The sequence below is a fragment of the Pseudomonas marginalis genome, assembly GCF_024169655.1.
Classification (GTDB): Bacteria; Pseudomonadota; Gammaproteobacteria; order Pseudomonadales; family Pseudomonadaceae; genus Aquipseudomonas; species Aquipseudomonas paraveronii.
The window spans coordinates 1,900,426-1,920,830 of the sequence record NZ_JALJWV010000001.1 but is presented as its reverse complement, the minus strand read 5'-3'; the positions used below and the strand labels follow the sequence as shown (position 1 = coordinate 1,920,830).

General features: G+C 61.8%; 17 protein-coding genes and 1 pseudogene. 8 read left to right on the top strand and 10 right to left on the bottom strand.

The features are described from left to right. Positions 1–46: 46 nt before the first annotated feature. Together J2Y83_RS08715 and sugE are read left to right on the top strand one after the other, a co-directional pair. Positions 47–1,012, top strand: coding sequence for a bile acid:sodium symporter family protein (locus tag J2Y83_RS08715; protein ID WP_253394518.1), 966 nt, complete (start codon positions 47–49; stop codon positions 1,010–1,012). 106 nt (positions 1,013–1,118) lie between these two features. After that, entirely contained in the window at positions 1,119–1,433 is a 315-nt protein-coding gene (sugE, locus tag J2Y83_RS08710) for a quaternary ammonium compound efflux SMR transporter SugE (protein WP_017136389.1), read from the top strand. Positions 1,434–1,550: 117 nt separating this feature from the next. Here the strand turns inward: sugE and J2Y83_RS08705 are convergent, their stop codons facing one another. The 3 genes from J2Y83_RS08705 to J2Y83_RS08695 all read right to left on the bottom strand — a co-directional run bounded on the left by J2Y83_RS08705 (position 1,551) and on the right by J2Y83_RS08695 (position 5,933). Then, the gene (locus J2Y83_RS08705) at positions 1,551–3,425 is read right to left on the bottom strand and encodes an MFS transporter (protein ID WP_253394516.1); all 1,875 of its coding nucleotides are present in this window, start codon (positions 3,423–3,425) and stop codon (positions 1,551–1,553) included. A 58-nt stretch (positions 3,426–3,483) separates the two neighbouring features. Beyond that, positions 3,484–4,632 (bottom strand): TDT family transporter, encoded by a 1,149-nt coding sequence (locus J2Y83_RS08700; RefSeq protein WP_253394514.1) that lies wholly within the window; start codon positions 4,630–4,632, stop codon positions 3,484–3,486. 107 nt (positions 4,633–4,739) lie between these two features. Then, positions 4,740–5,933, bottom strand: a complete 1,194-nt coding sequence (locus J2Y83_RS08695) for an MFS transporter (protein ID WP_253394512.1) — start codon at positions 5,931–5,933, stop codon at positions 4,740–4,742. A gap of 91 nt (positions 5,934–6,024) precedes the next feature. Between J2Y83_RS08695 and J2Y83_RS08690 the strand changes: the two genes are divergently transcribed. Continuing rightward, complete coding sequence (locus J2Y83_RS08690; protein WP_253394510.1) at positions 6,025–6,567, top strand: TetR/AcrR family transcriptional regulator; 543 nt, start codon at positions 6,025–6,027, stop codon at positions 6,565–6,567. 133 nt (positions 6,568–6,700) lie between these two features. Here the strand turns inward: J2Y83_RS08690 and J2Y83_RS08685 are convergent, their stop codons facing one another. From J2Y83_RS08685 to J2Y83_RS08670, 4 genes are all read right to left on the bottom strand, one after another. Then, positions 6,701–7,480, bottom strand: coding sequence for an ABC transporter permease (locus tag J2Y83_RS08685; RefSeq protein WP_253394508.1), 780 nt, complete (start codon positions 7,478–7,480; stop codon positions 6,701–6,703). Further along, positions 7,477–8,409: an ABC transporter ATP-binding protein gene (locus J2Y83_RS08680; protein ID WP_253394506.1), complete on the bottom strand. Its 933-nt coding sequence runs from the start codon at positions 8,407–8,409 to the stop codon at positions 7,477–7,479. Before J2Y83_RS08680 ends, J2Y83_RS08685 begins: the two co-directional genes overlap by 4 nt. Before the next feature lie 134 nt (positions 8,410–8,543). Further along, positions 8,544–9,161, bottom strand: coding sequence for a glutathione S-transferase family protein (locus J2Y83_RS08675; protein ID WP_253394504.1), 618 nt, complete (start codon positions 9,159–9,161; stop codon positions 8,544–8,546). Positions 9,162–9,217: 56 nt separating this feature from the next. After that, positions 9,218–9,877 carry a transglutaminase-like domain-containing protein gene (locus tag J2Y83_RS08670; protein WP_253394502.1) on the bottom strand — a complete coding sequence of 220 codons (660 nt, stop codon included), beginning with the start codon at positions 9,875–9,877 and terminating at the stop codon, positions 9,218–9,220. Positions 9,878–10,079: 202 nt separating this feature from the next. Between J2Y83_RS08670 and J2Y83_RS08665 the strand changes: the two genes are divergently transcribed. The 3 genes and pseudogenes from J2Y83_RS08665 to J2Y83_RS08655 form a co-directional block, all read left to right on the top strand. Continuing rightward, on the top strand, positions 10,080–12,527 hold the full coding sequence (locus tag J2Y83_RS08665) for an acyl-CoA dehydrogenase (RefSeq protein WP_253394499.1): 2,448 nt from the start codon (positions 10,080–10,082) through the stop codon (positions 12,525–12,527). 74 nt (positions 12,528–12,601) lie between these two features. Beyond that, a complete protein-coding gene (locus J2Y83_RS08660) occupies positions 12,602–13,009 on the top strand; it encodes a PA2817 family protein (protein ID WP_017846829.1) in 408 nt (135 codons plus the stop codon). A gap of 81 nt (positions 13,010–13,090) precedes the next feature. Beyond that, positions 13,091–13,288, top strand: a pseudogene (locus tag J2Y83_RS08655) (PA2817 family protein); the annotation flags it as partial. 71 nt (positions 13,289–13,359) lie between these two features. Here J2Y83_RS08655 and J2Y83_RS08650 read toward each other — a convergent pair. Then, positions 13,360–14,310 carry a LysR family transcriptional regulator gene (locus J2Y83_RS08650; protein WP_253394497.1) on the bottom strand — a complete coding sequence of 317 codons (951 nt, stop codon included), beginning with the start codon at positions 14,308–14,310 and terminating at the stop codon, positions 13,360–13,362. Positions 14,311–14,399: 89 nt separating this feature from the next. On the opposite strand from J2Y83_RS08650, the gene J2Y83_RS08645 reads away from it, so the two are divergent. Both J2Y83_RS08645 and J2Y83_RS08640 read left to right on the top strand, forming a co-directional pair. Further along, complete coding sequence (locus J2Y83_RS08645; RefSeq protein ID WP_253394495.1) at positions 14,400–15,026, top strand: alanyl-tRNA editing protein; 627 nt, start codon at positions 14,400–14,402, stop codon at positions 15,024–15,026. Between the two features lie 215 nt (positions 15,027–15,241). Next, entirely contained in the window at positions 15,242–16,981 is a 1,740-nt protein-coding gene (locus tag J2Y83_RS08640) for a dipeptidase (RefSeq protein ID WP_253394492.1), read from the top strand. A gap of 52 nt (positions 16,982–17,033) precedes the next feature. Here J2Y83_RS08640 and J2Y83_RS08635 read toward each other — a convergent pair whose 3' ends face one another. Together J2Y83_RS08635 and J2Y83_RS08630 are read right to left on the bottom strand one after the other, a co-directional pair. After that, positions 17,034–18,539, bottom strand: a complete 1,506-nt coding sequence (locus J2Y83_RS08635) for an acetyl-CoA hydrolase/transferase family protein (protein ID WP_253394490.1) — start codon at positions 18,537–18,539, stop codon at positions 17,034–17,036. A gap of 43 nt (positions 18,540–18,582) precedes the next feature. Then, a complete protein-coding gene (locus J2Y83_RS08630) occupies positions 18,583–20,361 on the bottom strand; it encodes an acyl-CoA dehydrogenase (RefSeq protein WP_253394488.1) in 1,779 nt (592 codons plus the stop codon). Positions 20,362–20,405 lie beyond the last annotated feature (44 nt).

The window sequence follows — 20,405 nt, the reverse complement described above, 5'->3', positions numbered from 1 at the left end:
GCTCCTACAATGGTTTTTCCGTACACCTAATAATAAGGACCGCCCCATGCGCGCACTCGCCGCCTTGAGCCGCTTCGTCGGCAATACCTTCGCCTATTGGGTGTTGATCTTTGCCGTGCTGGCCTTCTTCGAACCCGGCTGGTTCATCGGCTTGAAAAGCGCCATCGTCCCGCTGCTGGGCCTGGTGATGTTCGGCATGGGGCTGACCCTCAAACTCGAAGACTTCGCCGAAGTCGCCCGCCATCCGTGGCGTGTGGCCCTGGGCGTGGTCGCGCACTTTGTAATCATGCCGGGCGTGGCCTGGTTGCTGTGCCAGGCCTTCAACCTGCCGCCCGAAATTGCCGTCGGGGTGATCCTGGTCGGCTGCTGCCCAAGCGGCACCTCGTCCAACGTGATGACCTGGCTGGCCCGTGGCGACCTGGCGCTGTCGGTGGCCATCGCCGCCGTCACCACCCTCCTCGCCCCGCTACTGACCCCGGCGCTGATCTGGCTGTTGGCTTCGGCCTGGCTGCCGGTGTCGTTCATGGAGTTGTTCTGGTCGATCCTGCAAGTGGTGCTGTTGCCGATCGTGCTCGGCGTCGTCGCACAACGCGTGCTCGGCGAGCGGGTCCGCCATGCGGTGGAGGTGCTGCCGCTGGTGTCGGTGGTCAGCATCGTGATCATCGTCGCCGCCGTGGTGGCCGCCAGCCAGGCGAAGATCGCCGAGTCGGGCCTGCTGATCATGGCCGTGGTGATGTTGCACAACAGCTTCGGTTACGTGCTGGGCTACTTCACCGGCCGCCTGTTCAAGCTGCCGTTGGCGCAACGCAAGTCGCTGGCGCTGGAAGTGGGCATGCAGAACTCCGGGCTGGGCGCGGCCTTGGCCAGCGCGCATTTTTCACCGCTGGCTGCGGTGCCGAGTGCGCTGTTCAGCGTCTGGCACAATATTTCCGGGGCGCTGCTGTCGACTTACTTCCGCCGCATGAGCGAAAAGCAAGACCGCCGCGCACTGGAGAACACCGCGAAAACTTGATCGACCGATCAATCTTCGGCACTCTACCGAGCGCCGCGGGGACGACCTCGCGACGCTATCGCGTACACATCAGGGGACGACCCCGCTTTTAGAGAGGGAGGTCATCATGTCCTGGATCATTCTGTTTTTCGCCGGGCTGTTTGAAGTCGGCTGGGCCGTCGGTTTGAAGTACACCGACGGTTTCAGCAAGCCACTGCCCACCGCCCTGACGATTGCCGCCATGGCCATCAGCCTCGGCCTGCTGGGGCTGGCCATGAAGGAATTGCCGCTGGGCACCGCCTACGCCATCTGGACCGGCGTGGGTGCAGTGGGCACGGTGATCGCCGGGATTATCCTGTTTGGGGAATCCATGGCGTTGTTCCGGCTGGCCAGTGTGGCGTTGATCATTTGCGGGCTTGTCGGGCTTAAGATCAGCGCTTAGGCCGCTACCGCCATCGGGGGCAAGCCCCCTCCCACATTTGACCGAGTTGTTCTGACGAGCGCGGTCTAGTGTGGGAGGGGGCTTGCCCCCGATGAGGCCGGTACCTCCAGCACAGAACTACCTGACTCCCCCACGCAGAACACCAACCACCGCCTGCAACTGCGCAGGTGTCGCCGCCTCTACCGCAACAGGCTCACCCGCCACCAACACCACCCGCGACCAGATCCGATGAAAGAAGCCCTTGTCAGGATCGCGGCTGAAAAAGCTCCCCCACAACCCCTGCAACGCCATCGGAATCACCGGCACCGGCGTCTCTTCCAGAATGCGCGTCACGCCGCCACGGAACTCGTTCATCTCGCCATCGGCGGTCAACTTGCCTTCCGGGAAGATGCACACCAACTCGCCGTCCTTCAGGTACTGCGCAATCCGTGTGAAGGCTTTTTCGTAGATCTGGATGTCTTCATTGCGCCCGGCAATCGGAATCGTCCCGGCGGTGCGAAAGATAAAGTTGAGTACCGGCAAGCGGTAGATTTTGTAGTACATGACAAAGCGAATCGGCCGACGCACCGCGCCAGCAATCAACAGCGCATCGACGAACGATACGTGGTTGCACACCAGCAAGGCCGCGCCTTCGTCCGGGATCAGCTCCAGGTTGCGATGCTCGACGCGGTACATGGAATGGCTGAGCAGCCAGATCATGAAACGCATGGTGAACTCGGGGACGATCTTGAAGATGTAGGCGTTGACCGCGACGTTGAGCAGCGACACCACCAGAAACAGTTCGGGGATCGACAGTTTGGCCACGCTCAGCAGCAGGATCGACACAATCGCCGAGACCACCATGAACAACGCGTTGAGAATATTGTTGGCGGCGATCACCCGCGCCCGTTCGTTCTCGGCGGTGCGCGACTGGATCAGCGCGTACAACGGCACGATATAGAAGCCGCCGAACACCCCCAGGCCCAGAATATCGAACAACACCCACCAGGCCTGGCCGTACCCGAGCACCGCCAGCCAGTCGTTGGCCTGCACGTTCTGCGGCATGCCGCCGGAATGCCACCACAGCAGCAGGCCAAACACCGTCAGGCCGAAGGAGCCGAACGGCACCAGGCCGATTTCCACCTTACGCCCGGAAAGTTTTTCGCAGAGCATCGAACCCAGCGCGATACCCACTGAGAACACCGTGAGGATCAGGGTCACCACGGTTTCGTCGCCGTACAACCATTCCTTGGCGTAGGCCGGGATCTGCGTCAGGTAGATCGCGCCGACAAACCAGAACCACGAGTTGCCGACGATCGAACGCGACACCGCCGGGGTCTGCCCCAGGCCCAGGCGCAGGGTGGCCCAGGACTGGCTGAAGATGTTCCAGTCCAGCCGCAGTTGCGGCGTAGACGCTGCGGCCCGCGGAATGCTGCGGCTGGCCAGGTAGCCCAACACCGCCACGCCGACAATCGCCACCGCCACCACGGGCGCGTAGTTGGTGGACGACATCATGATCCCCGCGCCGATGGTGCCAGCCAGGATCGCCAGGAACGTGCCCATTTCCACCAGACCGTTGCCGCCCACCAGCTCTTCCTCGTGCAGGGCTTGGGGCATGATCGAGTACTTCACCGGGCCGAACAGCGCCGAGTGGGTGCCCATGGCAAACAGCGCCAGCAGCATCAGTTCCAGATGATTGAACAAAAAGCCCGTGGCGCCGACGGCCATGATCATGATCTCGCCGACCTTGATCGCGCGGATCAACGCGTCCTTGTTGAATTTCTCGCCAAACTGCCCGGCCAGCGCCGAGAACAGGAAGAACGGCAGGATAAACAACAAGGCGCACAGATTGACCCAGATGGCGCGGTCGCCGTCGATGGTCAACTTGTAGAGAATCGCCAGGATCAGCGATTGCTTGAAGATGTTGTCGTTAAAGGCACCCAGCAATTGGGTAATGAAGAACGGCAGAAAGCGCCGCGTGCGCAGCAAGGTGAATTGTGAGGGGTGGCTCATCGTCCGTGTTCCTGCGTGGCCTGGTTTTTTTTCAGGCCACGACTTTACCTAATCCCGCTTACTTATTCGCTAATCCTGCAATACACGGTGAAACAAAAAGCTCACCTTTATAGGCGCCCTGCACCGTGCGTTTGGCGACGATCAGCCACATCAGCGCCAACGCCAGCACCAGCACACCGCCAAATACGCTGAAGAACCCCAGGTGCAACACGCTCGCCAGCTTCAACGTGGCCAGGGCGTAGACCCCCAGCGGAAAAGTGAAGCCCCACCAGCCCAGGTTGAACGGGATACCGGCGCGCAGGTAACGCAGGGTGATCAGCACCGCGATCAGCATCCACCACAAACCGAAGCCCCACAGGGTGATACCGGCTATCAGGCCCAGGCCGTTGGCGATTTCACCGACAGCGGGCAAGCCATTGGCGGTGAAGATCGCCGGCGCATCGCCGCCCAGCAGCAACATACCGAGGGCACCGGTGCCAATCGGGCCAAGCGCCAGCCAGCTCGACGCGGCCATGTTGGCGTGGGGCAGCTTATGCAGGGCCATGCGCAGCATCAGGATGGTCAGAATGCTGAACGCCACCGGCAGCGAAAATGCCCACAGCACGTAGCTGGTCGCCAGCATCACCAATTGCCCGTGAGCATCCGCCAGGTGCGGCGCCAACAGGCCACCGCTGGCGGCGGCGACTTCGGCGGCGACCACCGGCAACAGCCAGACGGCGGTCATCTGGTCGATACTGTGTTCCTGGCGCGTGAACATCATGAACGGGATCAGCACGCCGCAGGCGACTGCCATCGCCACGTCCAGCCACCACAGCGCTTCGGCCAGCGGCACCACGCCAGCGCCCCAGCGCGGCAGGCCGAACAACAGCAAACCGTTGAGCAGCGTGGCCAGGCCCATGGGAATGGTGCCGAAGAACATCGAGACCGTAGAGTGCCCGAAGATCCGCCGCGCCTCGTCGAAAAACATCACCCAGCGCGCCGCATACAAGGCGCTGAACAGGATGAACAGGCCGATGGTGAACAGCCACAATCCTTCGGCGATGGCGTACACACCCGGCAGTTTGACCGGCAGTTGCGCCAGGGCCAACGCCAGCACTCCGGTGCCCATGGTGGCGGCGAACCAGTTCGGGGTGAACTGGCGAATCACTTCCCGCGGTCGGGTCAGGTGGCTGAAGGGTTTGTAGTTCAGGGTGGTCGAGCAGGTCATGATGGCAATCCTCTTCCTCGCATGAGGTTGAGGCCATGGTAGAACCTGAGCGTATATCTATATAACGGGTAATATCTCTAACTGTTATCTATTTTACCAATATAGCATCAGGCGCTGCCCTTGCACCCGACGCGCAGCACGTCCTGGCGCAGCAACCCGGCCAGGGCGCCGAGGGTCAGCACGATCAGCACGGCGCCGTAGCCGTCCGTGGTAGCGATGAGGCCAAAACTGCGGATCAGATTGCCCGCCAGCAAAGACGGCAGGCAGAACGCCAGGTAGCTCAGCACATAAAATGCCGACATCAACCCCGCCCGCTCATGGGGTAAGGCCAGCGGCACCACGCTGCGCAAGGCCCCGAGGAAGCCCGCGCCAAAACCACTGCCGGCGATCAACGTCGCAATGAAAAACAGCGGCAGGCTGGCGCTGTGGACCGCCACGAGGATCAGCGCCACACCAACGGCCAGCAGGCTGGCGCCCAACCGCAGGACCTTATTGGCCGGGCGATTGCGCAGGCTGAAGATCATCAGCGCGCCGCTCAAGGTCAACACCGCGACCAAGCCGCCACCGATCAGGTTGGAAGTCGAGCCAGTCGCCGCCCGCACCAGCGACGGCGCCAGGGACAGATAGAAGCCGCCCATGGCCCACACCGCCACGTCCACCGGCAACGACAGCCATAACGCGCGGCGCGCTTGCGGCGGCACGTGCAGGGTCGGACGCAATGACGCCAGCGCGCCGGGGATGCGGCTGACGGTCTCCGGCAGGCGCCACACATACACGGCCTGCCCGAACATCAGCGCGAGCAGCGTCGAGTAGATCAACTGGGTGGGCAGCGGCGCGAATTCCACCAGCAGGCTGCTGCCCATCGCACCACAAGCCATGCCCAGCAAGGGCGCAACGCTATTGACCAGCGGCCCCTGCTGGCGGTCGGTGTCGAGCAAAGCCGCGCCCAACACCGCGGTGGCCATGCCGGTGGCGAACCCCTGCAGCGTCCGCGCAGCGATCAGCCAGGCCACGCCGCTCTCATTGATAAACAGCAACATCGCCAGCATATTCAGGACCAGCGCGGCAAAAATCACCGGCTTGCGCCCGAGGTGATCCGACAGCGAGCCCACGGTCAACAGCGCCGCCAACAAGCTCAAGGCGTAAACCCCGAAGATCAATGTGAGCATGCCCGAGGAAAAATGCAGGCCTTCCTGGTACAGGTGATACAACGGCGTCGGCGCACTGGACGCCGCCAGGAACGTCAGCAAGGTGATCGCCAGGAACACCAGGCTGGAACGATGAGAAGTGAGGCTGGACATGGGCACGCTCCGCTAAAGCTAATATTTTGCTTTTGCTGAGTGTGCTACTGGCCGACGCTTAAAGCAAATTCTTTGTGTTAAGGTCACACGCATGGCGATAAAAGAAGGCCTCCGCCCGGGGGGCCGTAGTGCCCGGGTACAAGAATCCGTCCATTCGGCGGTGCGCGAACTGCTGGAAGCCCATGAGCGTTCCAGCGTGACTGTGCCGATGATTGCGGCGCGTGCGGGTGTCACGCCTTCGACCATCTACCGCCGCTGGGGCGACCTCTCCGTACTGCTCGCCGATGTGGCCCTGGCGCGCATGCGCCCGGACAGCGAGCCGGCCAACACCGGCAGCCTGCGCGGCGACTTGCGGGCGTGGGCCGAGCAATACCTGGATGAGATGAGTTCGGCGCCGGGGCGCAACATGATGCGCGATGTGCAATCCAGCCAGACGCCAGGGTATTGCGTGAGCATCCTGAGCGGGCAGCTTCAAGCGATTGTCGAGCGCTACCCGAACACTACACCGCTGCCGAGCGTGGACCGCCTGGTCAACCTGCTGGCGGCGCCGACGGTGTTTCGCATTCTATTCTCCACCGCGCCGCTGGCGGTGGACGAGCTGCACGCACTGATCGAGTTGGCGCTGCAGGGGTAAACACTGCACTCAGAACCCAATGTGGGAGCGGGCTTGCTCGCGATTGCGCGAGGTCAGTCACTGTATCGCTGACTGATCCACTGCTATCGCGAGCAAGCGCGCTCCCACATTTTTTACCGCGTGCAATCCGGTGTTACGTGCGCATCCCGCGCCCGCTCACCAGCAACCGTGCGCAACCGATGTACAACACCGCCGTGGCCACGACCATGAAGGTGATCGCCACGCTGATCCGGATATCCGACACCCCGAGGATGCCGTAGCGGAAGGCATTGACCATGTGCAGCACCGGGTTGGCCAGCGATACGGTCTGCCAGAACGGCGGCAGCAAGGTGATGGAGTAGAACACCCCGCCCAGGTAGGTCAGCGGCGTCAGCACGAAAGTCGGGATGATCGAGATGTCATCGAAGTTGCGCGCAAACACCGCGTTAATGAAGCCCAGCAACGAGAAGATCGTCGCCGTCAGCAGCACCACCACCAGCGTGATGCCGAGGTGATGCACTTGCAGCTGGGTGAAGAACAGCGACAACAAGGTCACGATCACGCCGACCATCAAGCCACGCAGCACGCCGCCCAGGGTGTAGCCGATCAGAATGGTGTGCGGCGAGACCGGCGAGACCATCAGTTCTTCGATGGAGCGCTGGAACTTGCTACCGAAGAAACTCGAGACCACGTTGCCGTAGGAGTTGGTGATCACCGACATCATGATCAGGCCCGGCACGATGTACTCCATGTAGGTGAAACCGCCCATGCCACCGATCTGCCGGCCGATCAGGTTACCGAAGATCACGAAGTACAGGACCATGGTGATCGCCGGCGGCAGCAGGGTCTGCGGCCAGATCCGGGTAAAGCGTTTCACTTCGCGGTAGACGATGGTTTGCAGGGCGATGAGGTTGGGTTGCAGTTCAGAACTCATACCGCCACCTTCGCCAGGTTTTTTTCCACCAGGGACACGAACAACTCCTCAAGGCGATTGGTTTTGTTACGCAGGCTCAACACTTCGACGTTCTGTGTGGCCAACTGGCCGAACAGCGCGGTGATGCCCATGGCTTTATCCACCTGGACTTCCAGGGTGCGGCTGTCCACCAGGCGGCATGGATAGCCGAGCAGTTGCGGCGGCGCCGACCGTTCGTTCTTCAGGTCGAGCAGGAAGGTTTCCACATGCAACTGGCCCAGCAGGTTGCGCATGCTGGTGTTCTGGACAATGGTGCCGTGGTCGATGATGCCGATGTTGCGGCACAGCTGCTCAGCCTCTTCCAGGTAGTGGGTGGTGAGGATGATGGTGATGCCTTTCTGGTTCAGCTCGGTGAGGAAAGTCCACATCGAGCGACGCAGTTCGATATCCACCCCGGCGGTCGGCTCGTCGAGGATCAGCAGGCGCGGTTCGTGAACCAGCGCGCGGGCGATCATCAAGCGTCGCTTCATGCCGCCGGAGAGCGAGCGCGAAGGCACGTCGCGCTTGTCCCATAGGCCCAGTTGGGTCAAGTACTGCTCGGCGCGTTCCTTGGCGATTTTCGACGGGATGCCGTAGTAGCCGGCCTGGGTCACGACGATGTCGAAGGTCTTTTCGAACTGGTTGAAGTTGAATTCCTGGGGCACCACACCGATGCAACGCTTGAGCGCCGCCGGGGATTTGTCCAAGTCATGCCCGAAGATATTCACCGTGCCGCTGGTCTTGTTGACCAGGGTCGAGAGAATGCCGATGGTCGTGGATTTGCCGGCGCCGTTGGGGCCGAGCAAGGCGAAGAAATCACCTTCGGCAACGTCCAGATCGATACCACTCAGGGCCTGGAAACCGTTGCCGTAGGTTTTGGTTAGCTGCCGGATGGACAGAGCGGAACTCATATCGGAATACGCACCAAAGAAGGGAATAGAAACAATAGATGAGGCTACACCGCACGTCGTTCAACGGCGGCGCAAGACGAGCATGGTGCTTGCCCGCGCCGCACAAGTACAGTCACCTGTATTAATAGTCAGTATCAGGTCAACGCGGTCATCACCGTTTTGCGGTAAGCCGGCCGCTGTTGCAGGCGCTGGTACCAGGCCTCTAGGTTGGGCATCGCAGGCCGTTCGATGGGCATTTCAAACCAGGCGTAAATAAAGCTGCCCAAGGGGATATCGCCCATGCCGATGTCATCGCCCGACAGGTAGGGCTGTGCGGCGAGCGCCTTCTCCACGGTGCCGAGCGCATCGATGCAGGCCTGGCGCCCGGCGTTGATGGCGTCCCAATTACGCTTTTCCGCCGGGGTGCGCACCATGCCCCAGAACACCGCCTTGAACGGCTCGGCGAGGGTCGAGGTGGTCCAGTCCATCCATTTTTCGGCGCTGGCCCGCGCCTTTACATCGCTCGGGTACCAATTCGACGCCTGCTTGGCGCAGAGGTAACGCACGATGGTGTTGGATTCCCACAGCACGAAGTCGCCGTCTTCGATCATCGGCACCCGGCCATTGGGGTTCAATGCACGGTATTGCGGCGTGTCGACCACACCAAAAGCGCCGCCCGCATCGATGGCCTCATAGTCCAGGCCGAGTTCCTCGGCGCACCACAGGACTTTCCTGACGTTCGATGAATTTTTACGCCCCCAGATCTTCAGCATGACCGCGCCTTATTGTTGATGAACATGGCTTGATGAACGCAGCAGCATACGCCGGTTCATGGGCGGCTTAAATCGCTCTGCATGTCACCCAGCACGCTCGGCATCTGCTCGCCAAACAGGTGCGGGTAACATTTCTCGAGGTGGGCAAAGAAGAAATCTTCGGGCACATCCGCAAATTGCCCATGGTCCACCACGTACTCCATCGAGCGCTGGCCCTGGCGATTGAACGCGTGGAACACACTGTCGTTGATCCCATCGAACGCCAGCGGCGGCACATCGAACAGTTCGCACAATTGCTGGTTGAACGCCGGCGTGGCTTTGACCCAGCGACCGTTCAGGTACAGCTCGGTATAACCGTGCATGGCGAACACATCGCTTTTGAGCAATGCGATCAGGCGTGGCGTCGACAGGTGATTGCGCACATCCGCCAAACCGATGCGCGCCGCAATGCCGCAGTGCCGCGCGCAGGCGGCGAGCAAGGTGGCCTTGGGCACGCAGTAGCTCTGGCCGGCAGCCAGGGCGAAGCTGGCGTTCAGGGTGTTGGGGTCGCGGCTGAAGGTGTAGGGGTTGTAGCGCACCGCCTCACGCACGGCGTAATAAAGACTGACTGCCTGGTCACCTGAATTCGCGCTGGAACCGCGATGTTTTTCGGCGAACTCCACCACCGCTGGGTGGTCACTATCGATGAAGCGGCTGGGATTCAGGTAGGTTTCCATGCGTTTGATCTCCGGGGGAAGCCTTAAGTCTAACGACAGGTCTGCCACAGAGATAACGACGATTCGGCCAAATGCCAGCGCCTGGTGATCGGTGATCCCAAGGCGCTCCCAGTGCAACTCGCCACACCCTGATCACCGCGCTTTCTCGGATGCCGACTAAGCTCTTTGGTGGTTTCGCCCCTGGTTTCATGGAGGATTGAATATGTTGTTGTTGTGGATATTGGTTCTGGTGGTCGGCATTGCCTATTTGGCACACCGGCGCACCGCGCCCCTGCCCGCCCTGGGCGTGGTCGCCGTTTACCTGCTGGCGATGGGCGCCTGGAGCCACGCACCGGGTTGGCTGCTACTGATCTTCTGGGTGTTGATTGCGATCGTGGCCGCGCCCCTGCTGCTGCCCGACCTGCGCCGCCAATACTTCACCAAACCGCTGTTCAGTTGGTTTCAGAAGGTTTTGCCACCCATGTCCGAGACCGAGCGCGATGCCATCGACGCTGGCACCGTCTGGTGGGACGGCGAGCTGTTCAGCGGCCGCCCCGATTGGGACAAGTTGCTGGCGTACCCCAAGGTACGTTTGACCGAAGAAGAACAGGCGTTTATCGACGGTCCTACCGAAGAACTGTGCGCGATGGTCAGCGACTGGGAAATCGGCCAGGCCATGGACCTGCCGCCCGCCGCCTGGGAACACATCAAGACCCACGGTTTCTTCGCGCTGATCATTCCCAAGGAGTATGGCGGCAAGGGCTTCTCCGCCTATGCCCACTCCCAGGTGGCGATGAAACTCGCAACGCGCAGCGGTGACCTGGCGTCCACCGTGATGGTCCCCAACTCCCTCGGCCCCGCCGAGCTGCTGCTGCATTACGGCACCGATGCACAACGCAACCACTACCTGCCGCGCCTGGCCCGTGGCGACGATATTCCCTGCTTCGCCCTGACTGGCCCACTGGCCGGCTCCGACGCCGGCGCCATGCCCGACACCGGGGTGATCTGCAAAGGTGAATGGCAAGGTAAGGAAACCCTCGGCCTGCGCCTGAACTGGGAAAAACGCTACATCACCCTGGGCCCGGTCGCGACCCTGCTCGGCCTGGCGTTCAAGGCGCATGACCCGGACCACCTGCTGGGCGAAGAAGAAGACCTGGGCATCAGCCTCGCGCTGATCCCCACCGACACCCCCGGCGTCCACATCGGCCGTCGTCACCTGCCGCTGGGCGCAGCGTTCATGAACGGGCCCAACTCCGGCAAAGACGTGTTCATCCCCCTGGACTACCTGATCGGTGGCCAGGACATGCTCGGCAAGGGCTGGATGATGTTGATGAACTGCCTGTCGGTCGGCCGCTCGATTTCCCTACCGGCGGTCGGCACCGGCGCGGCCAAGTTCACCAGCCTGGTGACCGGCCAATACGCCCAGGTGCGTGAACAGTTCAACGTCCCGCTGGCGGCCTTCGAAGGTATTCAGGAAGCCCTCGCGCGCATCGGCGGCAACGCCTGGCTGATGGACAGCGCGCGCATGCTCACGGCCAACGCCGTCGACCTCGGCGAAAAGCCGTCGGTGCTGTCGGCGATCCTCAAGTACCACCTGACCGAGCGCGGGCGCGAGTGCATCAGCCACGCCATGGATGTCCACGGCGGCAAGGGCATCATCATGGGCCCGAACAACTACCTGGGCCGTAGCTGGCAAGGCGCGCCGATCTTCATCACCGTGGAAGGCGCGAATATCCTCTCGCGCAACCTGATGATCTTTGGCCAGGGTGCGATCCGTTGCCACCCTTTCGTGCTCAAGGAAATGGCCCTGGCCGGTCGCGAAGACCACGACCAGGCGCTCAAGGAATTCGACAGCCTGCTCATGCAGCACATCGGTTTTGCCGTGAGCAACGCCGCCAGCACCCTGGTGCTTAACCTGGGTGTCGGCCACTTCGAAAAAGCCCCCGGCAACCGCTTGAGCCAGGCTTACTTTCGCGCATTGAACCGCCAGGCTGCCGCATTCGCCCTGCTCGCCGACCTGAGCATGATGCTGCTCGGCGGCGAGTTGAAACGCCGCGAACGCCTGTCGGCACGCCTGGGCGATGTGCTGAGCCATCTGTACCTGGCATCGGCGGCGCTCAAGCGTTATCACGACCTGGATTCGCCGGATCACCTGGAACCGCTGTTCACCTGGGCCATGGAAGAAAGCCTGGGAGAATCGGAACGCGCGCTGGATGAACTGCTCAGCAACTTCCCGAACAAGCTGCTCGGCTGCTTGCTGCGAGTCATCGTGTTTCCGTTCGGGCGTCGCCATACCGGGCCGTCCGATGCACTGGATGCCGAAGTGGCCGCCGTTATGGGCCGCGCCAAAGGCGACCCGACCCTGGAAGAAATGCTCGCCGGCTGCTACCGCCCGCAAGCGGTGGAAGACCCGGTGGGCGCCCTGCAACATGCCTGCGACCTGCTCGGCGCCAGCCATCCGCTGCAGAAAAAACTGCACGCTGCCCTCAAAAGCGGCCAGGTCAAACCGGCTGCCGGCGAACATGCGATCGACGCTGCCCTGCACGCAGGCGTACTGCAACCGGCCGAAGCGCAAAGCCTGCGTGATGCCGAAGCGGCACGGCGCAAGGTGATCGACGTGGATGATTTCAGCAAGGAAGAGCTGACCCAGGCCGCGGGTAAAGTCCGCTGATCCCACAGGCCATATAATTACGGGCGCTTGGGCTATATACTCTCGCGCCCGTTTTTGCTTTGAGGACTTATCTCGTGTCCAACGTCGTTGCCGATCATCTCGTCTTGCTCGACCACCTGCGCAGCATCCTGGTTGCCGTCGGCGAAGCCGAACAGGTGCCCGAGGAAAGCCACCTGCTGTTCCTGGAACGTTTCGATGAACTGCGCGCCCTGCTGCCGATCGATCCGATCGAGAGCCAGTACCTGGGCCAGGACATGATGAGCCAGGTCATCCTGCGCTACCCGCAAATTGCCCATCTGGTGCCACGCGACCTGCTGTGGTTCTTCGGCGGCGATTGCCTGCACTTCATGCCCGACGAAGAACTGGACCTGTACCAGGCTCTGGAAGAGCGGCGCTTTGAAGCCGAACAGAACGACGAACCGTTCGACTGGAACCAGGAAAAGCAGCTGCTGGCCATGCCGCAGGACCAGAGCAAGCACTGATCATTCAATGTGGGAGGGGGCTTGCCCCCGATGGCGGTGTGTCAGCCAGTACATGCATGACTGATCCACCGCTATCGGGGGCAAGCCCCCTCCCACACTACCGAGAGCCAGTACCTGGGCCAGGACATGATGAGCCAGGTCATCCTGCCCGACGAAGAACTGGACCTGTACCAGGCCCTGGAAGAGCGGCGCTTTGAAGCCGAACAGAACGACGAACCGTTCGACTGGAACCAGGAAAAGCAACTGCTGGCCATGCCGCAGGACCAGAGCAAGCACTGATCATTCAATGTGGGAGGGGGCTTGCCCCCGATGGCGGTGTGTCAGCCAATACATGCATGACTGATCCACCGCTATCGGGGGCAAGCCCCCTCCCACACCAGCGTCGGCTCGGTGGCCATGCACGCCACCAGATAATCAATGAACACCCGCACCTTCGGCGGCAGGTAACGCGTCGGCGAATGCAGCAACCAGGCCTCGCCATGGTAGGACGCAATAAAATCCCACTCGGGCAACACCTGCACCAAGCGCCCCTCATCCAACGCATGCCGCGCCGTGAAATACGGCAAGCTGCCAATCCCCACATGCTGCAACACCGCATCCAGGCGCACGCCGGTGTGGTTCGCCGCATAACGCCCACGCACCGCCACGGTGACCGCCTTGCCCGCCGCCCGGCGAAACTTCCAGCGTGAGTCCCCCGGGGTTTCGCCCAGGTAGATGCAGCTGTGCGCCAGCAGATCATGGGGATGACTCGGCGTGCCGTGCTCGGCCAGGTACTGCGGCGTCGCACACACCACGTGTTCGATGGACAGTAATTGCCGCCCCACCAGACCCGGCGGCGGGCTGTCGGTGATACGGATACTCAGGTCGACATTGTCATCGATCAGGTCCACCTGCCGATCCTCAAGGATCAGTTGCACATCGACCTTGGGATAGCGCCGCAGAAACTCCGGCATATGCGGATGCACCACGAACCGCCCCACCGCCTTGGGCACGCTGACCCGCACCAGGCCCTCGGCCTCGTGGGTGAACTGGCCGCTGATTTCCATCACCGAACGCGCCGCGTTGACCATCTCCTGGCAACGCTTGAACACCTCTTCGCCGCCCTCGCTCAAACGCAGCTTGCGCGTGGTGCGTTGCAGCAGGCGCGTGGCCAACGCCTGTTCGAGACGCGAGATGCTGCGGCTCACCGCCGAAGGCGACACGCTCAATTGTCGCGCTGCCGCAGAAAAACTGCCGGCTTCCACCACTTTGACGAAAATCGCCATTTCACCCAGCAGCGACAAAGGAAGATTGATGCTCATGACGCACAAGTCCATTGATAATTGAACGGATTATCACCCATCTGCGCACTATTTATACTGCCCGCAGAACCTTGATGCGGATGTAGACGATGACCGAGCGCCTGTTTTTCACCCACGACCACCTGACCGCCGAGCTTGAAGTGCTGAGCTGCACCGCCCACGAAGAGCAGTTTGCGGTCACGCTGCAGTCGACGATTTTCCACCCCCAGGGCGGCGGCCAGCCATTCGACACCGGCTGGCTGGGCGACAGCCGGGTGCTGCGGGTCACCCAAGAGGCGGAGCGCGTGGTGCATTACCTCGACCAGCCCGTAGAACCTGGCCCGATCAACGCACGGGTCGATGCCGAGCGCCGCGCCTTGCACACCCGCCTGCATTCCGCCGGGCATCTGATCGGCAACGCTGGCGAGGCCTTGGGCTGGATGCCGATCAAGGCCCACCACTGGCCGGGCGAAGGCAAGATCACCTTTATCCGCGGTGAAAGCGCACACACGATGGACGCCGACGCGATTCAACAGCAGATCAACCAATGGATCGCCGCCGACTACCCGCGCCAGATGCGCCTGGAAGACGGCACCCGCGAAGTCGGCTTCGGCGAATTGCCCGCGTATGCCTGTGGTGGCACGCATGTGCAGGCGTTAGGCGAATTGGGCCAGGTGACGATCCTGGCCCTGTCGGAGAAAAAGGGCACGCTGTCGGTGCGTTATAGCCTGGATTAAACCGCGCTCGCGCCGGCGCGCCCTTGACCTAAACGTGACTGAACACCCACCACAAACCCATGTGGACGGTTCTCGCCAACTGGGCAGCTTGACCAAGAAATTTCCTACACCAAGGTCTGCCACTCTCAAGCAAGGTGATGGTAGTGTGTGGAAATGTTTCTGATCTAACGATCAGAAACGCCCTACTCACTACCAGCAAAGGAATGCGTCCCGCCATGTACTTTCCACTCAAGCAATTGGCTGCCGCCAGCGTGTTCGCCGCGAGCCTCTCGACCTTCGTCAGCCCCGCTTTCGCCAACATCACCCCACAGCAGAGCACGGCGATTCTCAAGGGTTTCAGCGAAACCTCGGTGACTGACTTCAACAGTTTCCTCGGCACCCTGGCCCAGGGCGAGCTGGGTAAAACCAGCGATGTCGGCCCGGCGATCAGCGCCTTTCTCGGGCACAAAACCCTGAGCGCTGAGCAACAGAACGAAATCAATCGCCTGCTGGGCATTTATGCGCGAGTGAAATACGCCAAGGCCGCCACCGAGACTCTGCGCGAGCTGGTGGAAATTCCGACGTTCAACGTCGACGGCGTGCCGCAGTACAAAAACCCGCAATTCCTCAAGATCGCCGACAAGCTGCAGGGCCTGGCGAAAGACTTCAACCTGAACTTCCGTAACATCGACAACCGCGTGTACGAAATCTCCCTGGAAGGCAGCGGCGATGAAGTGGTGGGCATCCACGCGCATGCGGATGTGGTGCCGGTGACGCCGGAAAATTGGGTGTTGAAAGACGGCACCCAGCTCGATCCGTTCAAGGTCACGCTGATCGGCGACCGCATGTACGGCCGCGGGACTGAAGACGACAAAAATGGCATCGTGGTGGCGATGTACGCCATGAAGGTGATCAAGGAAGAGAAGCTGCCGCTGGCGCGCACGTTCAAGCTGCTAGTGGACACCACCGAGGAAACTTCCGGCGACGCGATCCCCTATTACTTCGAACGCAACCCGACGCCGCCGTACAACCTGGCGCTGGATGGCGGCTACCCGGTGGTCATTGCCGAAAAAGGCTACGGCACGGTCATGGCCACTTTCCCGCGCCGCAAAGGTGAAGGCAAAGGCGCGGAAATCATCGCCATGACCGGCGGCAAAGCGACCAACCAGATTCCCTCGGCGTCGGTCGCCACGTTGCTCAGCGACAAACCCGCCGAGTTGGCCGCCAGCCTGCAAGAGGCCGGTGCGCAATACGCCCAGCGCAATGGCGCTGACTTCCAGGTGAGCGCCAAGGTGGTCGGCAAAGAAGTGCAGTTGACAGTCACCGGGGTCTCCGCGCACTCGTCCGAACCGGAATCCGGGGTGAACCCGGTCGCGCGCATGCTGGAGCTGATCCACAGCGTCGACGGCAAGATCGCCCTCAAGCACAACCACATCACCGACGCGGCGCGTTATGCCGCCGACAACTGGGGCCTGGATTACCTGGGCGGCAAATTGGGCGTGGGCTTCGCCGATGACTTCATGGGGCCGCTGACCACCTCGCTGACGTTCGTCGACCTGGACGACAAAACCTTCAAGCTGGCGGTGAACCTGCGCGTACCCAAGGGTAAATCGCCGGAGAAACTCAAAGCGCAAATTGCCGACAAGCTCAGCGCCTGGGACAAGAAAACCAAGGTCAACGTGAACTTCACCTACTCGGTCGCCGAACCGATGTACCGCAACCCGGAAGGTGAGTGGGTCAAGGCCTTGTTGGCGGTGTCCACGGAAAACCTGGGCATGAAACACGCGTTCGGCAGTTCGGCCGGCGCCACCTCCGTGCATGAACTGCCCAACGGCGTGCAGTTCGGCCTGGCACGCCCGGAAGTGAAGTACACCGGGCACACCGACAATGAGTTCAAGACCGTCGAGCAGTTCCTCCTCGACCTGCAGATCGTCACCGAAATGATGGGCCGAGTCGGTCAGCTACCGAAGCTCTGAGTGTGGCAGGAGCCCGCCGCAATGGCGGGCTTGTTTCAAGTGCAAACCCAGCCTAGACGCCGACGGCGGCCGCCTGCATCGAACCGGTTTCCTGCAGATTGATGTGCCAACTCAAGGCCTTGCTCAACACATGCGGCGTATGCCCACCCTTGGCGCACGCGGCCTTGAAGTAGCTGCGCAACGCCTCGCGATAATCCGGGTGCACGCAGTGGTTGATGATCAACTCGGCCCGTTCTTTCGGCGCCAGACCACGCAGGTCCGCCAGCCCTTGTTCCGTCACCAGGATATCGACGTCATGCTCGGTGTGGTCGACATGGCTGACCATCGGCACCACGCGGGAAATCGCACCGTCCTTGGCGATCGACTTGGTCACGAAAATCGACAGCAGCGCGTTACGGGCGAAGTCTCCCGAGCCACCGATGCCATTCATGATCTGCGTACCACAGACGTGGGTGGAGTTGACGTTCCCGTACAGGTCGAATTCCAGCGCGGTGTTGATGGCAATCACGCCTAACCGTCGAATCACTTCCGGGTGATTGGAGATTTCCTGGGGGCGCAGCACCAGGCGGTCGGCGTATTTTTCCAGGTTGCCGAACACCCGCTCGCCACAGGGGCCGGACAGGGTGATCGAACAGCCGGAGGCAAACTTCAGCTTGCCCGCGTCGAGCAATTCAAAGGTCGAATCCTGCAACACCTCCGAGTACTGCACCAGGTCGGTGAACGGCGCATCGATCAGCCCGCACATGACGGCGTTGGCAATGGAGCCGACGCCGACTTGCAACGGCGCCAGGCTTCTGCCCAAGCGTTTGTGCTCCACTTCCTGCTCGAAAAACGCCACCAGATGGTCGGCAATCGCCTGGGTCTCATGATCGGGCGGCAGCATGGGAATCGCAGATTCCGGCGTATTGCACAGCACGATGGCGACGATCTTGGCAGGGTCAATCGCAATGGCCTGGGTGCCGATGCGATCATCCGGGCTGATGACCGGAATCGGCCCGCGGCCAGGGCGCCCGTGGGGCTGATAAATATCGTGCATCCCTTCAAAATAAGGGCTGCTGGCCAGGTTCAGCTCAACGATGACCTGCCGCGCCGTCTGGGCGAAACTGGCCGAATTGCCGACCGAAGACGTCGGCACGATATGCCCCTGTTCGGTGATCGCCACCGCTTCAATCACCGCGACATCCGGAGTCGGCAGGCTACCGTCGCGCAGTTGTTCGACCACTTCGCTCAGGTGCTGGTCGATAAACACCACGCGGCCTTCGTTGATCGCCTTGCGCAGCACCGGGTCGCCTTGAAACGGCATGCGCCGCGCCAGCAGCCCGGCCTCGGCCATCTGCCCGTCCAGGCCACGCCCGAGGCTCGCGCCGGTGATCAGGTTGATCTTGAGCGGACACTGCCGGGCGCGCTCGATGAGCGCCAGTGGCACGGCCTTGGCGTCCCCTGCGCCACCGAAACCACTCATGCCCACGGTCATGCCGTCTTGAATGAACGCGGCGGCCTGCGCCGCGCTCATGATTTTTTCGTGCAAGGAATCCAGGCGAATGCGCTGGTGATGCATGGGGTGAACCTCAAAAAAGTTAGGCACAAAAACCAACGCGGTGTCAGAACTGTTCTTCATCCAGCGCCATGATGCTCGCGCTCCCAGCGCTGATCGCCGCCAACAACGCATGTACCCGCGGCAACAATTGCTCCGCGTAGAAGCGTGCGCTGACGCCTTTGGTCTTGAGGAAGGCCGCATCGCCCGTGCCGGCTTGCAGCTGTGCGTGCGCCTGCACGGCAGAACGCGCCATGAGCCAGCCGCCCGACAGGTAGCCGAAGAGCATCAGGAAGTTGACGCTGACGCTGCCGGCCCAATCCGCATCGTGCTTGGCGTTGTCGAGTAACCGCGACAAGGCCTCGCGCCCGGCGCCAAGCGCGGCGGCCAACGCCACTGCCTGATAGTCGAGGGCGTCGATGTGACGCAGTTGCTCGACGGTTTGATCCATTTCCTCGAGCAGGCTGTTCAGCAACGCGCCCTGGTTCAGCAGGGTCTTGCGCCCCACCAGGTCAAGCGCCTGAATGCCGGTGGTGCCTTCATAAATGGTCAGGATGCGTGCATCGCGATAATGCTGCGCCGCGCCGGTCTCTTCGATGAAGCCCATGCCGCCGTGGATTTGCACGCCGAGGGAGGTGACTTCCTGAGCCAGTTCGGTCAGCCAGCCTTTGACGATCGGGGTGAACACATCGACGCGCCCCTGGTGATGGCGCGCAAGTTCCGGCGTGGGCGCATGCGCGGCACGGTCGACTTCGGCGGCGGCCACCAGCGACAACGCGCGCATCGCTTCGATGGACGCTTTCATCTGCAACAGCATCCGGCGCACATCGGGAAAGCGAATGATCGAGAAACGGCTGCCGTCCTTGCGCGTGCCCTGCAGACGGTCTTTGGCGTATTGACGGGCCTGCTGGTAAGCGCGCTCGGCAATCGACAAGCCCTGCAAGCCAACACTCTGGCGGGCATGGTTCATCATGGTGAACATGCAGGTCAGGCCCATGTGCGGCTCGCCGAGCAGATACCCGACCGCCCCCTCGGGGTCGCCGAAATTCATCACGCAGGTCGGGCTGCCATGAATGCCCAATTTGTGTTCCAGGGAGATGCACTGGACGTTATTGCGCACGCCCGGCTGGCCTTGGGCATCGAGCAAGAACTTAGGCACCACGAACAGCGAAATGCCTTTGACGCCCGCCGGCGCATCCGGCAGGCGTGCCAGGACCAAATGCACGACGTTGTCGGTCATCTGGTGATCGCCCCAGGTGATGAAAATCTTCTGGCCAGTGATCAGATAGTGGTCGCCCTGGGGCACGGCGCGGCTCTTGATGGCCGCCAGATCGGAGCCGGCATCCGGCTCGGTCAGGTTCATCGTCCCGGTCCACTCGCCGCTCACCAGTTTTTCCAGGTAGGCGCCTTGCAGTTCGGCCGAGCCGTGATGGGCGATGGCTTCGATGGCGCCCTGGGTCAACATGGGGCACAAGGCGAATGCCATGTTGGCTGAGTGCCAGATCTCATTGACGGCCGTGCCGATCACGTTCGGCAGGTTCTGCCCGCCGTGTTGTTCCGCAGCGGTCAACGAGGGCCAGCCGCCTTCCTGGAATTGCCGATACGCCTCGGCAAACCCCGGTGCTTCTTGCACGCCCTGTTCCCCCAGGTGCGTACCTTGGGTATCACCGACCCGGTTGAGCGGCGCCAGCACGCCGGAGCCCAAGCGGCCTGCCTCGCTCAAGATGGCGCTGACCAGCTCGCTGTTGACATCCTGAAGCTGGGCGCTCGCGCACAACTGCTCAAATCCGACCAACGCCTCCAGCACGAATTCGGTGTCGCGGTACGGATGGGCATAACCACTCATTGTTATTTTCCTCATTCACTCGTTAGACAGGCCGCTACACCCCT